Origin of the sequence: Pseudomonas sp. MWU16-30317 (assembly GCF_020515695.1) — a bacterium.
In the GTDB taxonomy this organism is placed as follows: domain Bacteria; phylum Pseudomonadota; class Gammaproteobacteria; order Pseudomonadales; family Pseudomonadaceae; genus Aquipseudomonas.
Genome location: NZ_JAIWJA010000007.1, coordinates 55,254 through 70,977 on the forward strand (window position 1 = coordinate 55,254; position 15,724 = coordinate 70,977).

General features: G+C 62.3%; 14 protein-coding genes. 9 read left to right on the forward strand and 5 right to left on the reverse strand.

Going from position 1 to position 15,724, the window contains the following annotated elements; genetic code table 11:
- Positions 1-33: 33 nt before the first annotated feature.
- The 5 genes from puuE to LIX93_RS19475 all read left to right on the forward strand — a co-directional run bounded on the left by puuE (position 34) and on the right by LIX93_RS19475 (position 4,432).
- Positions 34-960: an allantoinase PuuE gene (puuE, locus tag LIX93_RS19455; protein WP_226505693.1), complete on the forward strand. Its 927-nt coding sequence runs from the start codon at positions 34-36 to the stop codon at positions 958-960.
- Positions 957-1,466, forward strand: coding sequence for a 2-oxo-4-hydroxy-4-carboxy-5-ureidoimidazoline decarboxylase (uraD, locus tag LIX93_RS19460; RefSeq protein WP_226505694.1), 510 nt, complete (start codon positions 957-959; stop codon positions 1,464-1,466). Before puuE ends, uraD begins: the two co-directional genes overlap by 4 nt.
- A 24-nt stretch (positions 1,467-1,490) precedes the next feature.
- Positions 1,491-2,486 (forward strand): allantoicase, encoded by a 996-nt coding sequence (gene alc / locus LIX93_RS19465; protein WP_226505695.1) that lies wholly within the window; start codon positions 1,491-1,493, stop codon positions 2,484-2,486.
- A gap of 163 nt (positions 2,487-2,649) precedes the next feature.
- Positions 2,650-3,153: an ureidoglycolate lyase gene (locus LIX93_RS19470; RefSeq protein WP_226505696.1), complete on the forward strand. Its 504-nt coding sequence runs from the start codon at positions 2,650-2,652 to the stop codon at positions 3,151-3,153.
- Positions 3,154-3,643: 490 nt separating this feature from the next.
- Positions 3,644-4,432 (forward strand): outer membrane protein OmpK, encoded by a 789-nt coding sequence (locus LIX93_RS19475; RefSeq protein ID WP_226505697.1) that lies wholly within the window; start codon positions 3,644-3,646, stop codon positions 4,430-4,432.
- A gap of 129 nt (positions 4,433-4,561) precedes the next feature.
- On the opposite strand, the gene LIX93_RS19480 is transcribed toward LIX93_RS19475, so the two are convergent.
- The gene (locus tag LIX93_RS19480) at positions 4,562-5,764 is read right to left on the reverse strand and encodes a PLP-dependent aminotransferase family protein (protein ID WP_226505698.1); all 1,203 of its coding nucleotides are present in this window, start codon (positions 5,762-5,764) and stop codon (positions 4,562-4,564) included.
- A 226-nt stretch (positions 5,765-5,990) separates the two neighbouring features.
- Between LIX93_RS19480 and LIX93_RS19485 the strand changes: the two genes are divergently transcribed.
- Positions 5,991-6,893: a LysR family transcriptional regulator gene (locus LIX93_RS19485; RefSeq protein WP_226505699.1), complete on the forward strand. Its 903-nt coding sequence runs from the start codon at positions 5,991-5,993 to the stop codon at positions 6,891-6,893.
- Positions 6,894-6,960: 67 nt separating this feature from the next.
- Here the strand turns inward: LIX93_RS19485 and LIX93_RS19490 are convergent, their stop codons facing one another.
- The 3 genes from LIX93_RS19490 to LIX93_RS19500 all read right to left on the reverse strand — a co-directional run bounded on the left by LIX93_RS19490 (position 6,961) and on the right by LIX93_RS19500 (position 10,391).
- On the reverse strand, positions 6,961-7,734 hold the full coding sequence (locus LIX93_RS19490; RefSeq protein WP_226505700.1) for a substrate-binding domain-containing protein: 774 nt from the start codon (positions 7,732-7,734) through the stop codon (positions 6,961-6,963).
- Between the two features lie 158 nt (positions 7,735-7,892).
- Positions 7,893-9,188 carry an MFS transporter gene (locus LIX93_RS19495; protein ID WP_226505701.1) on the reverse strand — a complete coding sequence of 432 codons (1,296 nt, stop codon included), beginning with the start codon at positions 9,186-9,188 and terminating at the stop codon, positions 7,893-7,895.
- Between the two features lie 285 nt (positions 9,189-9,473).
- A complete protein-coding gene (locus LIX93_RS19500; RefSeq protein WP_226505702.1) occupies positions 9,474-10,391 on the reverse strand; it encodes a DUF808 domain-containing protein in 918 nt (305 codons plus the stop codon).
- Between the two features lie 169 nt (positions 10,392-10,560).
- On the opposite strand from LIX93_RS19500, the gene LIX93_RS19505 reads away from it, so the two are divergent.
- The 3 genes from LIX93_RS19505 (at position 10,561) to LIX93_RS19515 (ending at position 14,800) form a co-directional block, all read left to right on the forward strand.
- On the forward strand, positions 10,561-11,169 hold the full coding sequence (locus LIX93_RS19505; RefSeq protein ID WP_226505703.1) for a TetR/AcrR family transcriptional regulator: 609 nt from the start codon (positions 10,561-10,563) through the stop codon (positions 11,167-11,169).
- Between the two features lie 258 nt (positions 11,170-11,427).
- On the forward strand, positions 11,428-12,426 hold the full coding sequence (locus LIX93_RS19510; protein ID WP_226505704.1) for a sulfate ABC transporter substrate-binding protein: 999 nt from the start codon (positions 11,428-11,430) through the stop codon (positions 12,424-12,426).
- A 349-nt stretch (positions 12,427-12,775) separates the two neighbouring features.
- Positions 12,776-14,800: an acyltransferase family protein gene (locus LIX93_RS19515; protein WP_226505705.1), complete on the forward strand. Its 2,025-nt coding sequence runs from the start codon at positions 12,776-12,778 to the stop codon at positions 14,798-14,800.
- Positions 14,801-14,942: 142 nt separating this feature from the next.
- Here LIX93_RS19515 and LIX93_RS19520 read toward each other — a convergent pair whose 3' ends face one another.
- A complete protein-coding gene (locus tag LIX93_RS19520; RefSeq protein ID WP_226505706.1) occupies positions 14,943-15,578 on the reverse strand; it encodes a hypothetical protein in 636 nt (211 codons plus the stop codon).
- Between the last annotated feature and the right edge of the window lie 146 nt (positions 15,579-15,724).

Consider the following 15,724-nt stretch of genomic DNA (forward strand, 5'->3'; position numbering starts at 1 on the left):
CCGCCTCTCGCACTTGATAAAAGGATGCCTCCTGTGAGCAGCGCCGACTACCCCCGCGACCTTATTGGCTATGGCAACACGCCCCCGCATCCACAGTGGCCCGGCAACGCGCGCATCGCCCTGTCGTTCGTGCTCAATTACGAAGAAGGTGGCGAGCGCAATATCCTCCATGGCGACAAGGAATCCGAAGCCTTTCTGTCCGAGATGGTCGCTGCCCAGCCGCTGCAGGGCGTGCGCAACCTGAGCATGGAGTCGTTGTACGAGTACGGCAGCCGGGCCGGCGTGTGGCGCATCCTCAAGTTGTTCAAGCAGTTCGATATCCCGCTGACCATCTTCGCCGTAGCCATGGCCGCCCAGCGCCACCCGGACGTGATCCGCGCCATGGTTGCCGATGGCCACGAGATCTGCAGCCATGGCCTGCGCTGGATCGACTATCAGTATCTGGACGAGGCCACCGAGCGTGCGCACATGGCCGAGGCCATTCGGATCCTCACCGAGATCAGCGGTGAGCGGCCGCAGGGCTGGTACACCGGCCGTACCGGCCCGAACACGCGCCGGCTGGTGATGGAAGAAGGTGGCTTTCTGTACGACAGCGACACCTACGACGATGACCTGCCCTACTGGGAGCCGCACACCCCCACCGGCAAGGCGCACCTGGTGATCCCCTACACCCTGGACACCAACGACATGCGCTTTACCCAGGTACAGGGTTTCAACAATGGCGAGCAGTTCTTCCAGTACCTCAAGGACGCCTTCGACGTGCTCTATGCAGAAGGCGCCGAAGCACCGAAGATGCTCTCCATCGGCCTGCACTGTCGGTTGATCGGGCGGCCGGCGCGGTTGGCGGCGCTCAAGCGCTTCATCGAGTACGTCAAAGGCCACGAGCAGGTGTGGTTCACGCGCCGCGTCGACATCGCGCGCCACTGGCACGCCACTCACCCGTTCGAGGCCGCGCAATGACCGCTTTCAAAACGCTGCGGCCATCGACCCTGAGCCGCGAGCAGTTCATCGCCACCTTCGGTGATATCTACGAGCACTCCCCCTGGGTCGCCGAGCAGGCCTTCGATAAGGCACCGTTGACGGACGATATCGAACCCCTGCACGAGCGCATGAGCGCTGTGCTGCTGCACGCTGACCACGCCGCACAACTGGCGCTGATCAACGCGCACCCGGACTTGGCCGGCAAGGCCGCCATTCAGGGCGAGCTGACCGCCGCCAGCACCAACGAGCAAGCGGGCGCCGGTATCCACCTGTGCACGCCGGCCGAATTCACGCGCTTTACCGAACTCAACGTGGCCTACAAGGCACGTTTCCGGTTCCCGTTCATCATGGCGGTCAAGGGCAGCGACCGGCATCAGATCCTGGCCGCCTTCGAGCAGCGCATCCACCATTCGGCCGAAGTCGAGTTCGCCTGCGCCCTGGCCGAGATCAACAAAATCGCATTGTTCCGTCTGCAAGCTCTTTGACTCTCTAATTCGAGGCCACGTCCAATGAAAACCTACGCCGCACCCTTCGAAAAATACGTCAACCTGGCCGACGCGCGCCTGGGCACCCGGGCGCTGTCGGTCACCGACGACTGGTTCGCCGACGTCAACCGCCTGTTCCAGCCCACGCCTGCGGTATGGAAAGAGGGCGTGTTCGACGACAACGGCAAGTGGATGGACGGCTGGGAATCGCGCCGCAAGCGTTTCGAAGGCTACGACAGCGCAGTGATTCGCCTCGGCGTGGCCGGTTCGATCAAAGGCGTCGACATCGATACCTCGTTCTTCACCGGCAACTTCCCGCCGTCGGCGTCGCTCGAAGCCTGCTTCGTCGCCGAGGGCGACCCGACCGAGAGCACCCAGTGGGTGGAAATCCTTCCGGCGGTGGAGCTGCAAGGCAACAGCCATCACTACCACGCCATCAGCGACGCCCAGGCGTACAGCCACCTGCGCTTCAATATCTACCCGGATGGCGGCATTGCGCGTTTGCGCGTGTACGGCGTGCCGCACCGCGATTGGTCTGCAGTCGATGCCAGCGAACAGCTCGACCTGGTGTCGTCGCTGAACGGCGGCCGCGCACTGGCCTGTTCCGACGAGCATTACGGCAGCATGGGCAACCTGCTCAACCCCGGCCGCGGGGTGAACATGGGCGACGGCTGGGAAACCGCCCGGCGTCGCACCCCCGGCAACGACTGGGTGATCATCGCCCTGGGCCATGCCGGCGTGGTCGAACAAGTGATAGTCGACACCCTGCACTTCAAGGGCAACTACCCGGACAGCTGCTCGATCCAGGGCGCTTTCGTCAAAGGCGGCACCGACAGCCAGATCGAAACCCAAAGCCTGTTCTGGCGCGAATTGCTGCCCAGCCAGAAACTGCAGATGCACCAGGAGCACAGCTTTGCGGAGCAGATCAAGGACCTCGGGGCGATCACGCATATCCGCCTGAACGTATTCCCCGATGGCGGTGTGAGCCGGCTGCGGGTGTTAGGCAAGGTGGCGCGGTAAACGCCGAGGACGCCTTCGCCGCCGATCGCGCGAGCCTGCTCCCACAGTGTGGGAGCAAAGCTTGCTCGCGAATAGGCCAGCCCCGACTGCACAAGATATTCCCGCAGATGCCGGTGCAAAAGTTGCATCTACACTCCCACCACTGCCCCAAGAGCACCCAGCAATGCGTACCCTCATCATCGAACCCCTCAGCAAAGCCGCCTTCGCGCCCTTCGGTGATGTCATCGAAACCACCGGCAGCGATCACTTCCTGATCAACAACGGCTCGACCCAACGTTTTCATCGCCTGGCCGATGTGCACACCGCCACCCCGGACGACAAAGCCATCATCAGCATCTTCCGCGCTCAGGCGCTGGCGATGCCCTTGACCGTACGCATGCTCGAACGCCATCCCTTGGGTAGCCAGGCGTTCATGCCGCTGCGGGGCAAGCCGTTCTTGATAGTGGTCGCGCCGCTGGGCGACGAACCGCAGTCGAGCGAGGTACGGGCCTTCGTCAGCGATGGTCAGCAAGGCGTCAATTACCATCGCGGCGTGTGGCATCACCCAATCCTGACCATCGAACAGGAAGATGATTTTCTGGTGGTCGATCGCAGTGGCGAGGGCAATAACTGCGATGAGTTTTTCTTTGCCGAAGAGGATCTGCTGGTGTTGCCGATCCATGGCTGATTTGCGCTGATCTCACCAGGCTCTGCGCCGCCGAACCCGCACCCTTGCTCCCACAGGTGAAAGGCGATAGATCTGCTTGTGGGAACAAGGGTGCGCGTTCGGCGGCTCAGAGGCCGTCCCTGCTGTATAGCATCTGAAACAATCCCCCGCCCGTTGGCCCTCCAAAAAACCTGTCCGAACGCCCCACTTTCGGGAGCCCTGCGCCGTAACGGAGCATCCCTGCCTCCAGCAAACTTTTCTGACCAGTTGATCAACTTAAAGACATTGCCGTGCAACTCGCCGCAGCGCCTTTAAATCAGACCATCTGGACAAAATATCCTCGTAAAACCGCATTCCTGCAACAATTTGTGACTTGTGGCCCGCCTCTTGCTATCAGAACTGCGCAACGACAAATCTGACCGAGCGGACGACTTTAAAATTTGCCGTATAAGGCGCCAACACAGAGCGCCACCCTTAATAAACCGAACTCATTTCACCCGGGAGCAATTGAATGAAGCGCACTCTTTCGAGCCTGATGTTGGCGGGCACGTTGGCATTGGCGGGGGGCCAGGCGATGGCGGGCGACTGGCTGCAATGGCAGAGCAACAGCCTGACTTACCTATGGGGCAAGAACTTCAAGGTTGACCCCGAGATGCAACAGACGTTTACCTTCGAACATGCCGACAGCTGGAAGTACGGCGATAACTTCCTGTTCGTCGACAGCATCACCTATCCAGGCAAGACCACCAGCAACAACGGCCACCACACCCTTTACGGCGAGTTCAGCCCGCGCCTGTCGGCTGGCAAGATCCTCGGTCAGAAGATCGCCTTCGGCCCCGTTACCGACGTGCTGCTGGCGGCCACTTACGAGTTTGGCGAGGGCGACAACGAGTCCTTCCTGATCGGCCCTGGTTTCGACCTGGCGATCCCGGGCTTCGACTACTTCCAGCTGAACTTCTATAACCGCACCAGCCGCGGCCCGCGTCCGGGCGACCATGTCTGGCAGATCACCCCGGTATGGTCCTACACCATCCCGATGGGACGTTCCGACGTGCTGATCGACGGTTATATGGACTGGGTGGTCGATAACGACAAGAACAGCCGTGGCGAATACCACGCCAACTTGCACTTCAACCCGCAGGTTAAATATGACCTGGGCAAAGCCATGGGCTTTACCCCGCAAAAGTTGTATGTGGGCTTCGAGTATGACTACTGGAAGAACAAGTATGGTATCGACAGCACTTCGGGCTTCGAGACCAACCAGAATACGGCGAGTGCGTTGGTTAAAGTGTTCTACTAAATACTATCGCTTCAACGCGACCGACGCCTTCGCGGGCAAGCCTTGCTCCCACAGAGTTGACCGATCTGGCATCGTGCACCTGTGCGAGCAAGGCTTGTCCGCGAAAGCGATGTTGCTCGCAACCTTTAGCTAAAACGCTCGCCGCAACCGCTGCAATCCCTCCTCGATCGCCTCTACCCCCGGTGCCGCAAAAGATAGCCGAATGCTGCTCGGATCCGGCGCGTGCGCATAAAACGCACTGCCCGGCACGAACAGCACGTTCTCCTTGATTGCCCGCTGCAACACCGCCTGCGCGTCGACCCCGTCGCGACAGCGTCCCCACACGAACATCCCGCCCGCCGGTGGCGCCACCTCGAGATACTCCGTCATCGTCTGCAAGCCGGCGAGCATGGTCCGGCACTTGGCGCGATACCCCGCCACCAGCGCTGGCAACGCCCGATCCAGCGCGCCGCTGGCCAGATAGTTGGCCGCAATGCGCTGCGTCCAGGGCGAGGTGCACAGATCGCTGGTCTGCTTGGCGATCAGGCAGCGCTGGCGTACCGCAGGCGGCGCGATCATCCAGCCTACCCGCAGCCCGGGCGCGAGGATCTTCGACAGACTCGACAGATGTATCACCCGCCCCGCCGCACCCGGCACTTGCAACGATAATTGCAGCAACGACGCCACCGCCTCGCCCTCGAAACGCAGCGCGCCGTAAGGGTCATCCTCGACCAGCAGAAAATCATGCTGCGCCGCCAGTTCCAGCAGCTTCAGGCGGCGCGCCAAGGGCAGGCAGGCACCGGTGGGGTTGGCGAAGGTCGGCACGCAGTAGAGCAAACGAATGGCCCCGCGCGGCTGGTCTGCCAACTGTGCGGCCAGCGCCTCGGTGTCCAGCCCCTCAGCGTCGGTAGCGGCGCTGAGCATCTGCATCCCGGCAAGGCGCAGCGCCTGGACGGCGGCGGGATAGGTCGGGCGCTCCACCAGCACGCTGTCACCGGGATTGAGCAGCACCTTGATCAGCAGATCGAAGCCTTGCTGGGAGCCTGTGGTCACCACCAGGTCGTGCGCAGTGGTGCTCACACCCCTGCTGGCCATCAGCGCCGCCAATTGCTCGCGCAAGTCCGGCAGCCCCTCCGTCGCGCCGTATTGCAGGCAATCCAGCGGCGTGTCGCGCAGTGCCTGTTCACTGGCCTGGCGCAGCGCCGTCCGATCGAAAAACTCCGCCGCCGGGTAGCCGCCGGCGAAGGAGATCATGCCCGGTTGCGACAGGTATTTGAACAACTCGCGGATGGCCGAACCGCTGGGGTTGGCAAAGGCGGGGGTGAAGCGGTAGTCAGGCGCCTGGTCGCTCATGTCGGTCTCGATCGGGGCAAAGATCCGAGTATCGACAGCAGGCGGGGGCAGGACAAGCGAGGAAATGGCAGGATGTCATGCGGTGGGGGCATGAAGTGGTTGCGCGTGCCCAAAACGATAGGGGGGGTTCACAACCGAACCACCTGACACCCACTTCCACAATTCATCCAACACATCGATTATCATCACTGATGCGCCCCACCTATCAATCTGGCACCCCTCCCCCATGGCAATCAACTTCGACCTCAACGACCTGCAGGCCTTCCGTGCCGTGGTCGATCATGGCAGTTTCCGCAAGGCCGCCGACGCCATCCTCATTTCCCAACCGGCCCTGAGCCGCCGCATCGAGAAGCTCGAAGCGGCGCTGGGCGTGCGGTTATTCGAGCGCACCACGCGGCGGGTCAGCCTGACGCAGGTTGGCCGTGCTTTCGCGCCCAAGGCCGAGCGCCTGCTGGACGATCTGGACGATGCCTTGATGGGCATCAGCGATGTCGCGTCGACGCGCATGGGCCAGGTGTCGGTGGCGTGCGTGCCGTCGACGGCGTACTTTTTCATGCCGCGGGTGGTCAAGGCCTATCACCAGCTGTACCCCAAGATCCGCCTGCGCATCATCGATTCCAGCGCCCACGATGTGCAGGGTGCGGTCGCCACCGGCGCAGCGGACATCGGCCTGACGTTCATGGGCAATCTGAACAGGGAGGTGGCTTTCGAGCCGCTGGTGGAGGAGCACTATGTAGTGGCGTGCCGTCACGATCACCCGTTGGCGGGGCGCGCGAGCGTGACGTGGGAGGAGTACTGGACCCACGACTACATCACGGTGGACCGCACCTCCGGCAATCGCCTTTTACTGGATCAGGCGCTGGCACATCTGACGCCTCACCGCCCGAGCATCTGCGAGACGCGCCATGTGGTGACCATGGTCGGGTTGGTGGAGGCTGGGCTAGGCATCGCGGCGGTGCCGGCCATGGCCTTGCCGATGGGTGAGCATGCGACCTTGACCAAGGTGCCGCTGATCGAACCGCAGGTGCTGCGCAGCGTTGGTTTGATCAAGCGCCATGGCCGAGCACTGAGCCCGGCCGCGCTGGAACTGGAGCGGTTGATTCTGGAGATGAAAGCGCCATTGGATTGAGGCTCACTGGCCGCGAAAATGTCGCCAGTCATGCTCGCGAAGAGGCCAGCCCGCTCACCCCGTCAACTCAGCGGCTGACCGAATCCAACCCGGTATCGCGCACCTGCGCCTGCACTTGCGGCGACGACAGGTAATCAAGCAGCGCCTTGGCTTCCTTCGGGTGCGGAGCGTTGGCTGGAATGGCGGCGGCAAAACGCGTTACCGATTGCAGCGATTCGGGGATCTTGTCGACGAAGGTCGCGCCCTTGACCGGCAGCAACTCACTGACCTGCTGCAAACCCAGTTCATACTCCCCCGCCGCGACCTTCTCGGCCACCGGGGTGCGCTGAACCATGTGCTGCTTGTCCTTCATCTGCGCTTCGATGCCCATGTTCGCGAACATCTCCTTTTCCACGTAGACGCCGCTGGCACTATCGGAATAGGCCACCGACCGCGCTTTCAACAACGCCGCCTTGAAAGCCGCCGGCGTGTGGATATCCGGTTTGGGCGCGCCGTCCTTGACCACCATGCCGATCCGCGAATCCGCCAATTCGACTCGCGAGCCAGGGAGAATCTTGCCTTGCTTGATCAGGTCGTCGAGGGCGTAGCCGACCATGATCACCACGTCGGCCTGCTCGCCACGCGCCAGGCGATTGGGGATGGCTTCCGGGGCCTTGCCCATGGACGGACCGAGGATGGTGTCGAGAGTGTCGCCGCTCGTTTGCGCGTACCCGGGAGCGAGGAGCTTGTAGGCGGCGGTGAAGCCTCCCGAGGTCATGACCTTGAGGTCGGCGGCCTGCGCGGCCACGCAGAGGCTGGCCGCCAAGGCGCCGGCGGCGAATTTGAGCAACAATTTGTTCATAACGGGATTCTCTTTTTTATTGTAAGAGCGATGTAGCGAGGGGGGCTTGCCGCCGAAATAGAGTTCAGACACACCGGCATGTCGGATGTATCGAATCGGGAGCAAGCTCCCTTGCTATGGGATTCAGCATGGCCGCGAGCGCGGCCATGCCAGCAACATCAGACCGCAGCGCTGAGCTGAGCGCCTTTGGCGCGGCGGTAGATGTACAAAGTCGCGACCAGGGCGCAGGCGGCGGCGAAGCTCATCCAATAGCCCGGGGCAGCCTTGTCGCCAGTCTCGTGGATCAACCAGGTCGACATCGCCGGGGTGAACCCGCCGAACACCGCGGTGGCCAGGCTGTAAGCCAGAGAGAAACCGGCTACACGCACTTCCACCGGCATGATTTCAGTCAGGGCCACGACCATGGCGCCGTTGTACATGCCATACAGGAACGACAGCCACAGCAGCACCACCAGCATGCGCGAGAAGCTCGGGGCGGCGGCCAGGTACGACAGCGCCGGGTAGGCGGTAGCGATGGCCAGCACCGTCATGCCCACCAGCAGCGGCTTGCGGCCGATACGGTCGGACAACGCGCCGCCGATCGGCAGCCAGATGAAGTTGGAGACGGCCACCAGCAGGGTCACCAGCAAGGCGTCCGAGGTGCTCAGGTTGAGTACGGTCTTGCCGAAGGTCGGTGCATACACGGTGATCAGATAGAACGCGGTGGTGGTCATGGCCACCATCAGCATCCCGGAAATCACCAGGCGCCAGTTGGTCAGCAAGGTCGCGAACACCTGCTTCATGGTCGGGCGCACGGTGCGGTTCTTGAAGTCTTCGGTTTCGGCCAGATTGCGACGCAGGACGAAGATGAACGGCACGATGATGCAACCGACCGCGAACGGAATGCGCCAGCCCCAATCGGCGACCACGCTGGCCCCCATCCACTGGTTGATGCCATAGCCCAGCGCGGCCGCGACCACGATGGAGATCTGCTGACTAGCCGACTGCCAGCTCACATAGAAACCCTTCTTGCCCGGCGTGGCCATTTCAGCCAGGTACACCGACACCCCACCCAGCTCCGCGCCGGCCGAAAAGCCTTGCAGCAAACGGCCCAGCAGCACCAGCAGCGGCGCTGCCAGACCAATGGTGGCGTAGCCTGGCACCAACACGATCAGCAGCGTACCGCTGGCCATGATGCTCAAGGTCACGATCAGGCCTTTACGACGACCGACGTCATCGATATAGGCGCCGAGGATGATCGCGCCCAACGGACGCATCAGGAACCCGGCACCGAACACGGCGAAGGTCATCATCAAGGACGCGAATTCGTCGCCCGACGGGAAGAACGCGGCGGCGATGTAGGTGGCGTAGAAGCCGAACAGGAAAAAATCGAACTGTTCCAGAAAGTTACCCGAGGTCACACGGATAACGGCACCGACTTTCGACGGGCTCTGGGTGGATGGGCTGGTGCTCATCAGGGGGTCTCCAACGCTGTTGTCTCGCACGCGGTCACGGGCGGGTTTTTATTGGGGTCGGATACTGGCGCAGTGCCTCAAAAATGATAAGTGCATTTTTATTATAGATTGATGTTAAAAAACTATTAATAAATGTTTCAAGCTTCGCCTATGGCAGTTGCGCAAGGGCCAAAACGCCGCACAGGCTGGCGCCTGCAGCGAGAGCGCTGGTTCCCGAACACGCATTCCAGAGCGGCTGCGGCAGCACTGGAAAGTTTTTCGGGAGCGAGCCCGCTCGCTAGTTTTTTACCGACGAACGGTCTTTATCAGTTTGCTGAACAGGGTAACGGCAGCCAACACCACGGCGCCGGCAACGATTCCGAACAGCGCATTGACCAACGGCGCGGCCACGCTGGCCCCTAACCCGCCCAGACCACTGGAAAAGGCTTCGACTGCGTGGTGCAACGGGGGGATGCCATGGACCAGAATCCCGCCGCCCACCAGAAACATCGCTGCCGTGCCCACCACCGAGAGGGTCTTCATCATATAGGGGGCGGCGCTGAGAATGGCCCGGCCGATGCCCTGGGTCGCGGCGCCGGATTTCTTGCTCATCCACAGACCCAGGTCGTCGAGTTTGACGATGCCAGCCACCAGGCCGTAGACGCCGACGGTCATGACGATGGCGATGCCCGCGACGACGATGATCTGCTGGGTCAACGGCGCGTCGGCGACGGTGCCAAGGGTAATGGCGATGATTTCTGCCGAGAGGATAAAATCGGTGCGTACCGCGCCCTGAATCTTGTCCTTTTCAAACGCCACCAGATCGACCTGCGGGTCGGCGGCGGCCTGGGACAGATCCTTCTGCGCGACTTGGTCTTCTTCCGGGGTGTGCAGGAACTTGTGCGCCAGCTTCTCGAAGCCTTCGAAACACAGGAAGGCGCCGCCGACCATCAGCAGCGGCGTCACCGCCCAAGGGATGAAGGCGCTGATGGCCAGGGCGGCCGGCACGAGGATCGCCTTGTTGCGAAACGAGCCCTTGGCCACCGCCCAGACCACCGGGATTTCCCGCTCCGCACGAACGCCGGTGACCTGCTGGGCGTTAAGCGCCAGGTCATCGCCAAGCACGCCTGCGGTTTTCTTGGCGGCCAATTTGGTCATCAGGGCCACGTCGTCGAGAACGGCGGCGATGTCGTCGATTAATACCAGCAGGCTGCTTGCGGCCATGGCGGTGAGATCCTTTCAAGAGAATGTCAGTGAAGCCGGCAAGCATACCGTGCCTGTGGATAAATCGCTGCCTTGAGCGCTGCGCGAGGCCGGTGCTACCATGCCGCTCCGTTCGCCAAGCCCCACCATTGCCGGGGCCGAGGCCACCGCCACAGGAATGCCGGGCCACATGAGCAGTATTCGCGAGCGCAATAAAGAGCTGATCCTGCGGGCGGCCAGCGAAGAGTTCGCCGACAAGGGCTTCGCCGCCACCAAGACCAGCGACATCGCCGCCAAGGCCGGGGTGCCCAAGCCCAACGTCTACTACTATTTCAAGTCCAAGGAAAACCTCTACCGCGAGGTGCTCGAAAGCATCATCGAGCCGATCCTCGCCGCCTCGACGCCGTTCAACGTCGACGGCGACCCGCAGGCGGTGCTCAGTGCCTATATCCGCGCAAAAATCCGCATCTCCCGCGACCTGCCCTTCGCCTCCAAGGTGTTCGCCAGCGAAATCATGCACGGCGCGCCGCATCTGGGCGCCAGTCAGGTCGAGCAACTCAATGCCCAGGCCCACCACAATATCCAGTGCATCGAGCGCTGGATCGAACGCGGCGCCATCGCCACCATCAACGCCCAGCACCTGATGTTCAGTATCTGGGCGGCGACCCAAACGTACGCTGACTTCGATTGGCAGATCGCCGTGGTCACGGGCAAGGCACGCCTGGACGACAGCGATTACGAGGCGGCGGCGCAGACCATCATCCGCATGGTGCTCAAAGGCTGCGAGCCTGATCGCTGAAGCAACGCGTGCCCTTGTGGAAGCGGGCTGCGCGTCCGGCGGCGCAAGCGCAGGATGATTCACCGCTCGATCAATGCACTTCGGCACGGCTGGTGACGCCTTCGCCGCCGGACGCGCAAGCCCGCTCCCAGAGGATCCGTGGTTGCCCGTAAAAGGCGCTATAAGCACAGACGCTTTGGTTCTTTCAGACGCCCATTCGCGGCAGCTATAGTCGCGGGCATAATGCTGCCATTTAACACCCACAAGGACGCCCCACCAGTGAACAAATTGTTAACTGCCACCCTGCTGGCCGCCGGACTCACGCTTGCGGGCATCGTTCAGGCGGCGCAACCACCGCTGCTGAACGTTTCCTACGACGTAATGCGCGATTTCTACAAAGACTACAACGCCGCTTTCAGCAAGCACTGGGAGGCCGAGCATAAAGAGCCGGTCACCGTACAGATGTCGTTCGGCGGCTCCAGCAAGCAGGCGCGCTCGGTGATCGATGGCCTGCAGGCCGATGTCATTACCATGAACATGGCCACCGATATCAACGCCCTCGCCGACAATGGCGCCCTGGTGCCCAAGGACTGGATCACCCGTCTGCCGAACCACAGCGCGCCGTTTACCTCGGCGACCGTGTTTATCGTGCGCAAGGGCAACCCCAAAGGCCTGAAAGACTGGAATGACCTGGTCAAGGACGGTGTGCAGGTGATCGTGCCCAACCCGAAAACTTCGGGTAATGGCCGCTATACCTATCTGTCGGCGTGGGGTTACACGCTCAAGAACGGCGGTAACGAAGCCCAGGCCAAGGAATTCGTCGCCAAGCTGTTCAAGAACGTTCCCGTGCTCGACACCGGCGGCCGGGGTGCTACCACGACCTTCATGACCAACCAGATCGGCGACGTGCTGGTGACCTTCGAAAACGAAGCCGAGATGATCGCTCGCGAGTTCGGCCGCGATCAGTTCGAGGTGGTCTACCCGAGCGTCTCCGCCGAGGCCGAGCCGCCGGTGACCGTGGTCGACAAGGTGGTCGACAAGAAAGGCACCCGCGCCCTGGCCGAGGACTATCTGAAGTATCTGTGGTCGCCTGAAGGTCAGGAGATTGCCGCCGCCAACTACCTGCGCCCACGGGACCCGACGGTACTGGCCAAGTACACCGATCGCTTCCCGAAAGTCGACTTCCTGTCGGTGGAGAAGACCTTTGGCGACTGGCCTACCGTGCAGAAGACCCACTTCGCCGATGGTGGGGTGTTTGATCAGATCTACAAGCAGTAAGCGCTGAGTCAGGCTTGTTGGCGGTGGCGGCCTTGATAGGCTTTTCGCCGCCGAACGCGCAACCTTGCTTCCACAGTGCACGCTGTTCCTGAACCGTGCACCCGTGGGAGCCAAGCTTGCTCGCGAAGAGGCCAGACCGGCCACCACATCAACCCCGATACAAACACGCTACATATGGACAACATCCCTCGCTTGGGGTAAAAATCCGCCTATAACGCTCCACCCTTCTCGCTTCACCCACCTTCTTTACTACGAATCTCGTCAGGCGGTAGCCTGCCCGCGTGCCAGCCCCCGTGCCTGCGCGCTCGACGCTTGCCATTCCAGTTCACCACCCACGGGGCCGTCGCACATGAGCGCACGTCATCACCCTGCTCTGCCCTATCGTCCGGAAATCGACGGCCTACGCGCCTTGGCGGTCCTGCCGGTCATGCTGTTCCACGCAGGCTTCGGGCTGTTCGGTGGCGGCTTTATCGGAGTGGATATCTTTTTTGTGATCTCCGGCTACCTGATCACCGCGATCATCCTCGCCGAGCTGCAAGCTGGCAGTTTCTCGCTACTGACCTTCTACGAGCGCCGTGCGCGGCGGATTCTGCCGGCGCTGTGCGTAATGATGCTGGTGTGCGTGCCGCTGGCCTGGCACTGGCTCGATCCCCAGGATTTGAAGTCGTTCGCCAAAAGCCTGATTGCCGTGCCGCTGTTCTCGTCCAACGTGCTGTTCTGGCGCGAGACCGGCTACTTCGACACCGGCGTCGAGCTCAAGCCGTTGTTGCACACCTGGACCCTGGCGGTGGAAGAGCAGTACTACGTGCTGTTCCCTTTGCTGCTGATGGCCGGCTTCAAACTGGGCAGGCGCTGGATCGTGCCGCTGCTGATAGTGCTGGCTCTGATCAGCCTGGCGCTCGCACAGCGGGGTGCGGCGGCGGACTCTTCGGCAGCCTTCTACCTGCTGCATGCTCGCGCCTGGGAGTTGCTGGTGGGCTCGTTCATCGCTTTCCATTACGTGCGCAAGCCCTTCGCTGAAAGCGCGCCTGTCACGGCATGGCAGCAGCTGGGTGGGCCAGCGGGCCTCGGGCTGATTGCCTATGGTGTGTTCGGCTTCGATCACAGCACGGTGTTTCCAGGGCTCAACGCGCTGGTGCCGACCTTGGGCGCGGCGCTGATCATTCTCTGCGCTCGGCGCGGGACCTGGGTCGGGGCGCTGCTGGCCAGCCGACCGCTGGTGGCCGTCGGGCTGATCAGTTACAGCGCCTATCTGTGGCATCAACCGGTGTTCGCCTTCGCCCGCAACAGCAGCCTGGTCGCCCCCGCGCCACTGACCATGCTGGCGCTGACCGGGTTGTCGCTGGGGTTGGCGTGGCTGAGCTGGCGTTTTGTCGAGCGCGCCTTTCGCGATCGCCAACGGGTCAGCCGCGGGCAGATCTGGCGCTACGGCGCCCTGGCCTCGGTGATGTTCATCGGCTTTGGGGTGAGCGGTTTTCTCGGCAACGGTTTTGCCAACCGCTTCAACGTCGACCCGGCACTGATGAGCGCCTTCGAAGACCCGGACATCCGCAGCGCCTGCGACGTCAATTACGACGGTCAGGGCTGGGGCATAGACTTTTGCTTCTTCGGTGCGCCCAAGGCCCAGGCCAGCAGCCAGGTCGCGGTGTTCGGTGACAGCCACTCAGAGGCCCTGCTGCCGGCATTCGACAGCGCCGGCAAGCGCCTGGGCGTCACTATCGCCCACTTGGGCGTCGGCGGCTGCCCGCCGTTGCTAGGGGTGGACGTGGTGGTCGGCAACTACAGCCCCGGCGCCTGTGCGAATCTGGCGCAGCGCCAATACGACTACGTGAAGCGCAACGGCATCAAGAAGGTGATCCTGGTCTCGCGCTGGACGCTGTACACCGATGGCGATTACGACCACGAGCGCATGACCGGCTACTTTCTGGTCAACGGCGACAGCCAGGTGCGCAGCAAGGAGGCTTCGCGGGCGGTGTTCGCCAAGGCGCTGGAAACCACCATCGATGCCTATCGGGCGCTAGGGGTGCAAGTGCTGGTGGTGGCGCAGGTGCCGCAGCAATTGGCCAACCCCAAGAATCTGTATTACCGACTGGCGCGGGAGACCGCCGAGAGTCAGGCCCAAAAGCAGGCCACGGTGGATGCGCTCTCGGTGTCGCTGGGCAAGCATCAGCAACTGCAGGAATTCACGCGTCATTTGTTCGCCATGGATGACCAGCAGCAGCGCATTCGCCTGGTGAGCCTGGACGACGCGCTGTGCCAGGGGCAGAGCTGCCTGATCGGCGATCAGGATTCGTACTACAAGGACTACAACCATCTGAGCGCCAAGGGAGTGACGCGGGTGAGCGGGGATGTGGCGCAGATGTTGATGCAGTAACGCCTAGCGCATCCACTTGTAGCCAGGGCTTGCCCCGATAGCACTCGTACCGCCGACATTGCGGTGGCTGTCAGTCCGTCATCGGGGCTACGCCCTCTCGCTACAGGTGTGCCGGGCTCCTGAAGATCCAGGGTTGCAAGGCTTACATCGGAGGCTTGACCCCATCCTTGCCGGCCGAGACGAACTTGGCGCTCAGGCTGCCGTCGGCGGCTTTCTGGGCGAACAGGACGATCTTCACGCCCGGCTGGAGCAGGCTGCGATCACCCGGCACCAGATTGACGATTGGCACGTCTTCGGGCACGAACACTTTTTTCTCGCCGCCCTTGTAGGTCAGCGTCAGAGTCCGGCCATTGGCGACCTTGAGGTCCCCCACGCTGCCGTTGGTCATGGTGCTGTCCTTGGTCAGATCGAAGGCGCGGTGGCCGTCACCGGTGCCTGCCATCGCGGGCGGGAACACGTGAACTTCAAGCGCCTTGAGGGTGCCATCAGGCTGCGGGATGGCGGCGGTACCGATGTAGCTGCCTTGCTTGATCTCGTCGATGCTGCCCAGGGTCACGGCGCGCACTTGCACGTCGTCACTGAGGTGCACGGTGAGGTCTTCGCCGCGGGTGGTGTGCACTTTGAGGTCGTTGCCATCCAGCGCGGTGATCGCACCGCGCACGCCCTGCGGTGCAGGTGCATCCGCAGCGCTGGCGAAGCTGCTGCCAAGCAAGGCCGCGGCGGTGAAGGCGCACGTCAGGGCAGTTTTGTGGAACAGGCTGGAAAACTTGGTTTGCATGAGGTCTGGACCTTCTTGGTTGAATTAAAGACTTCAGCGCCTAGCGCGAGGACGCTCGCGCAGGCACGACCCGCGCTCAGGCAGCGCTTCCTTGGTCACCGATGCAGTGTGGCCTGAAGCAATGGACAACTGAATACGCAACGCGT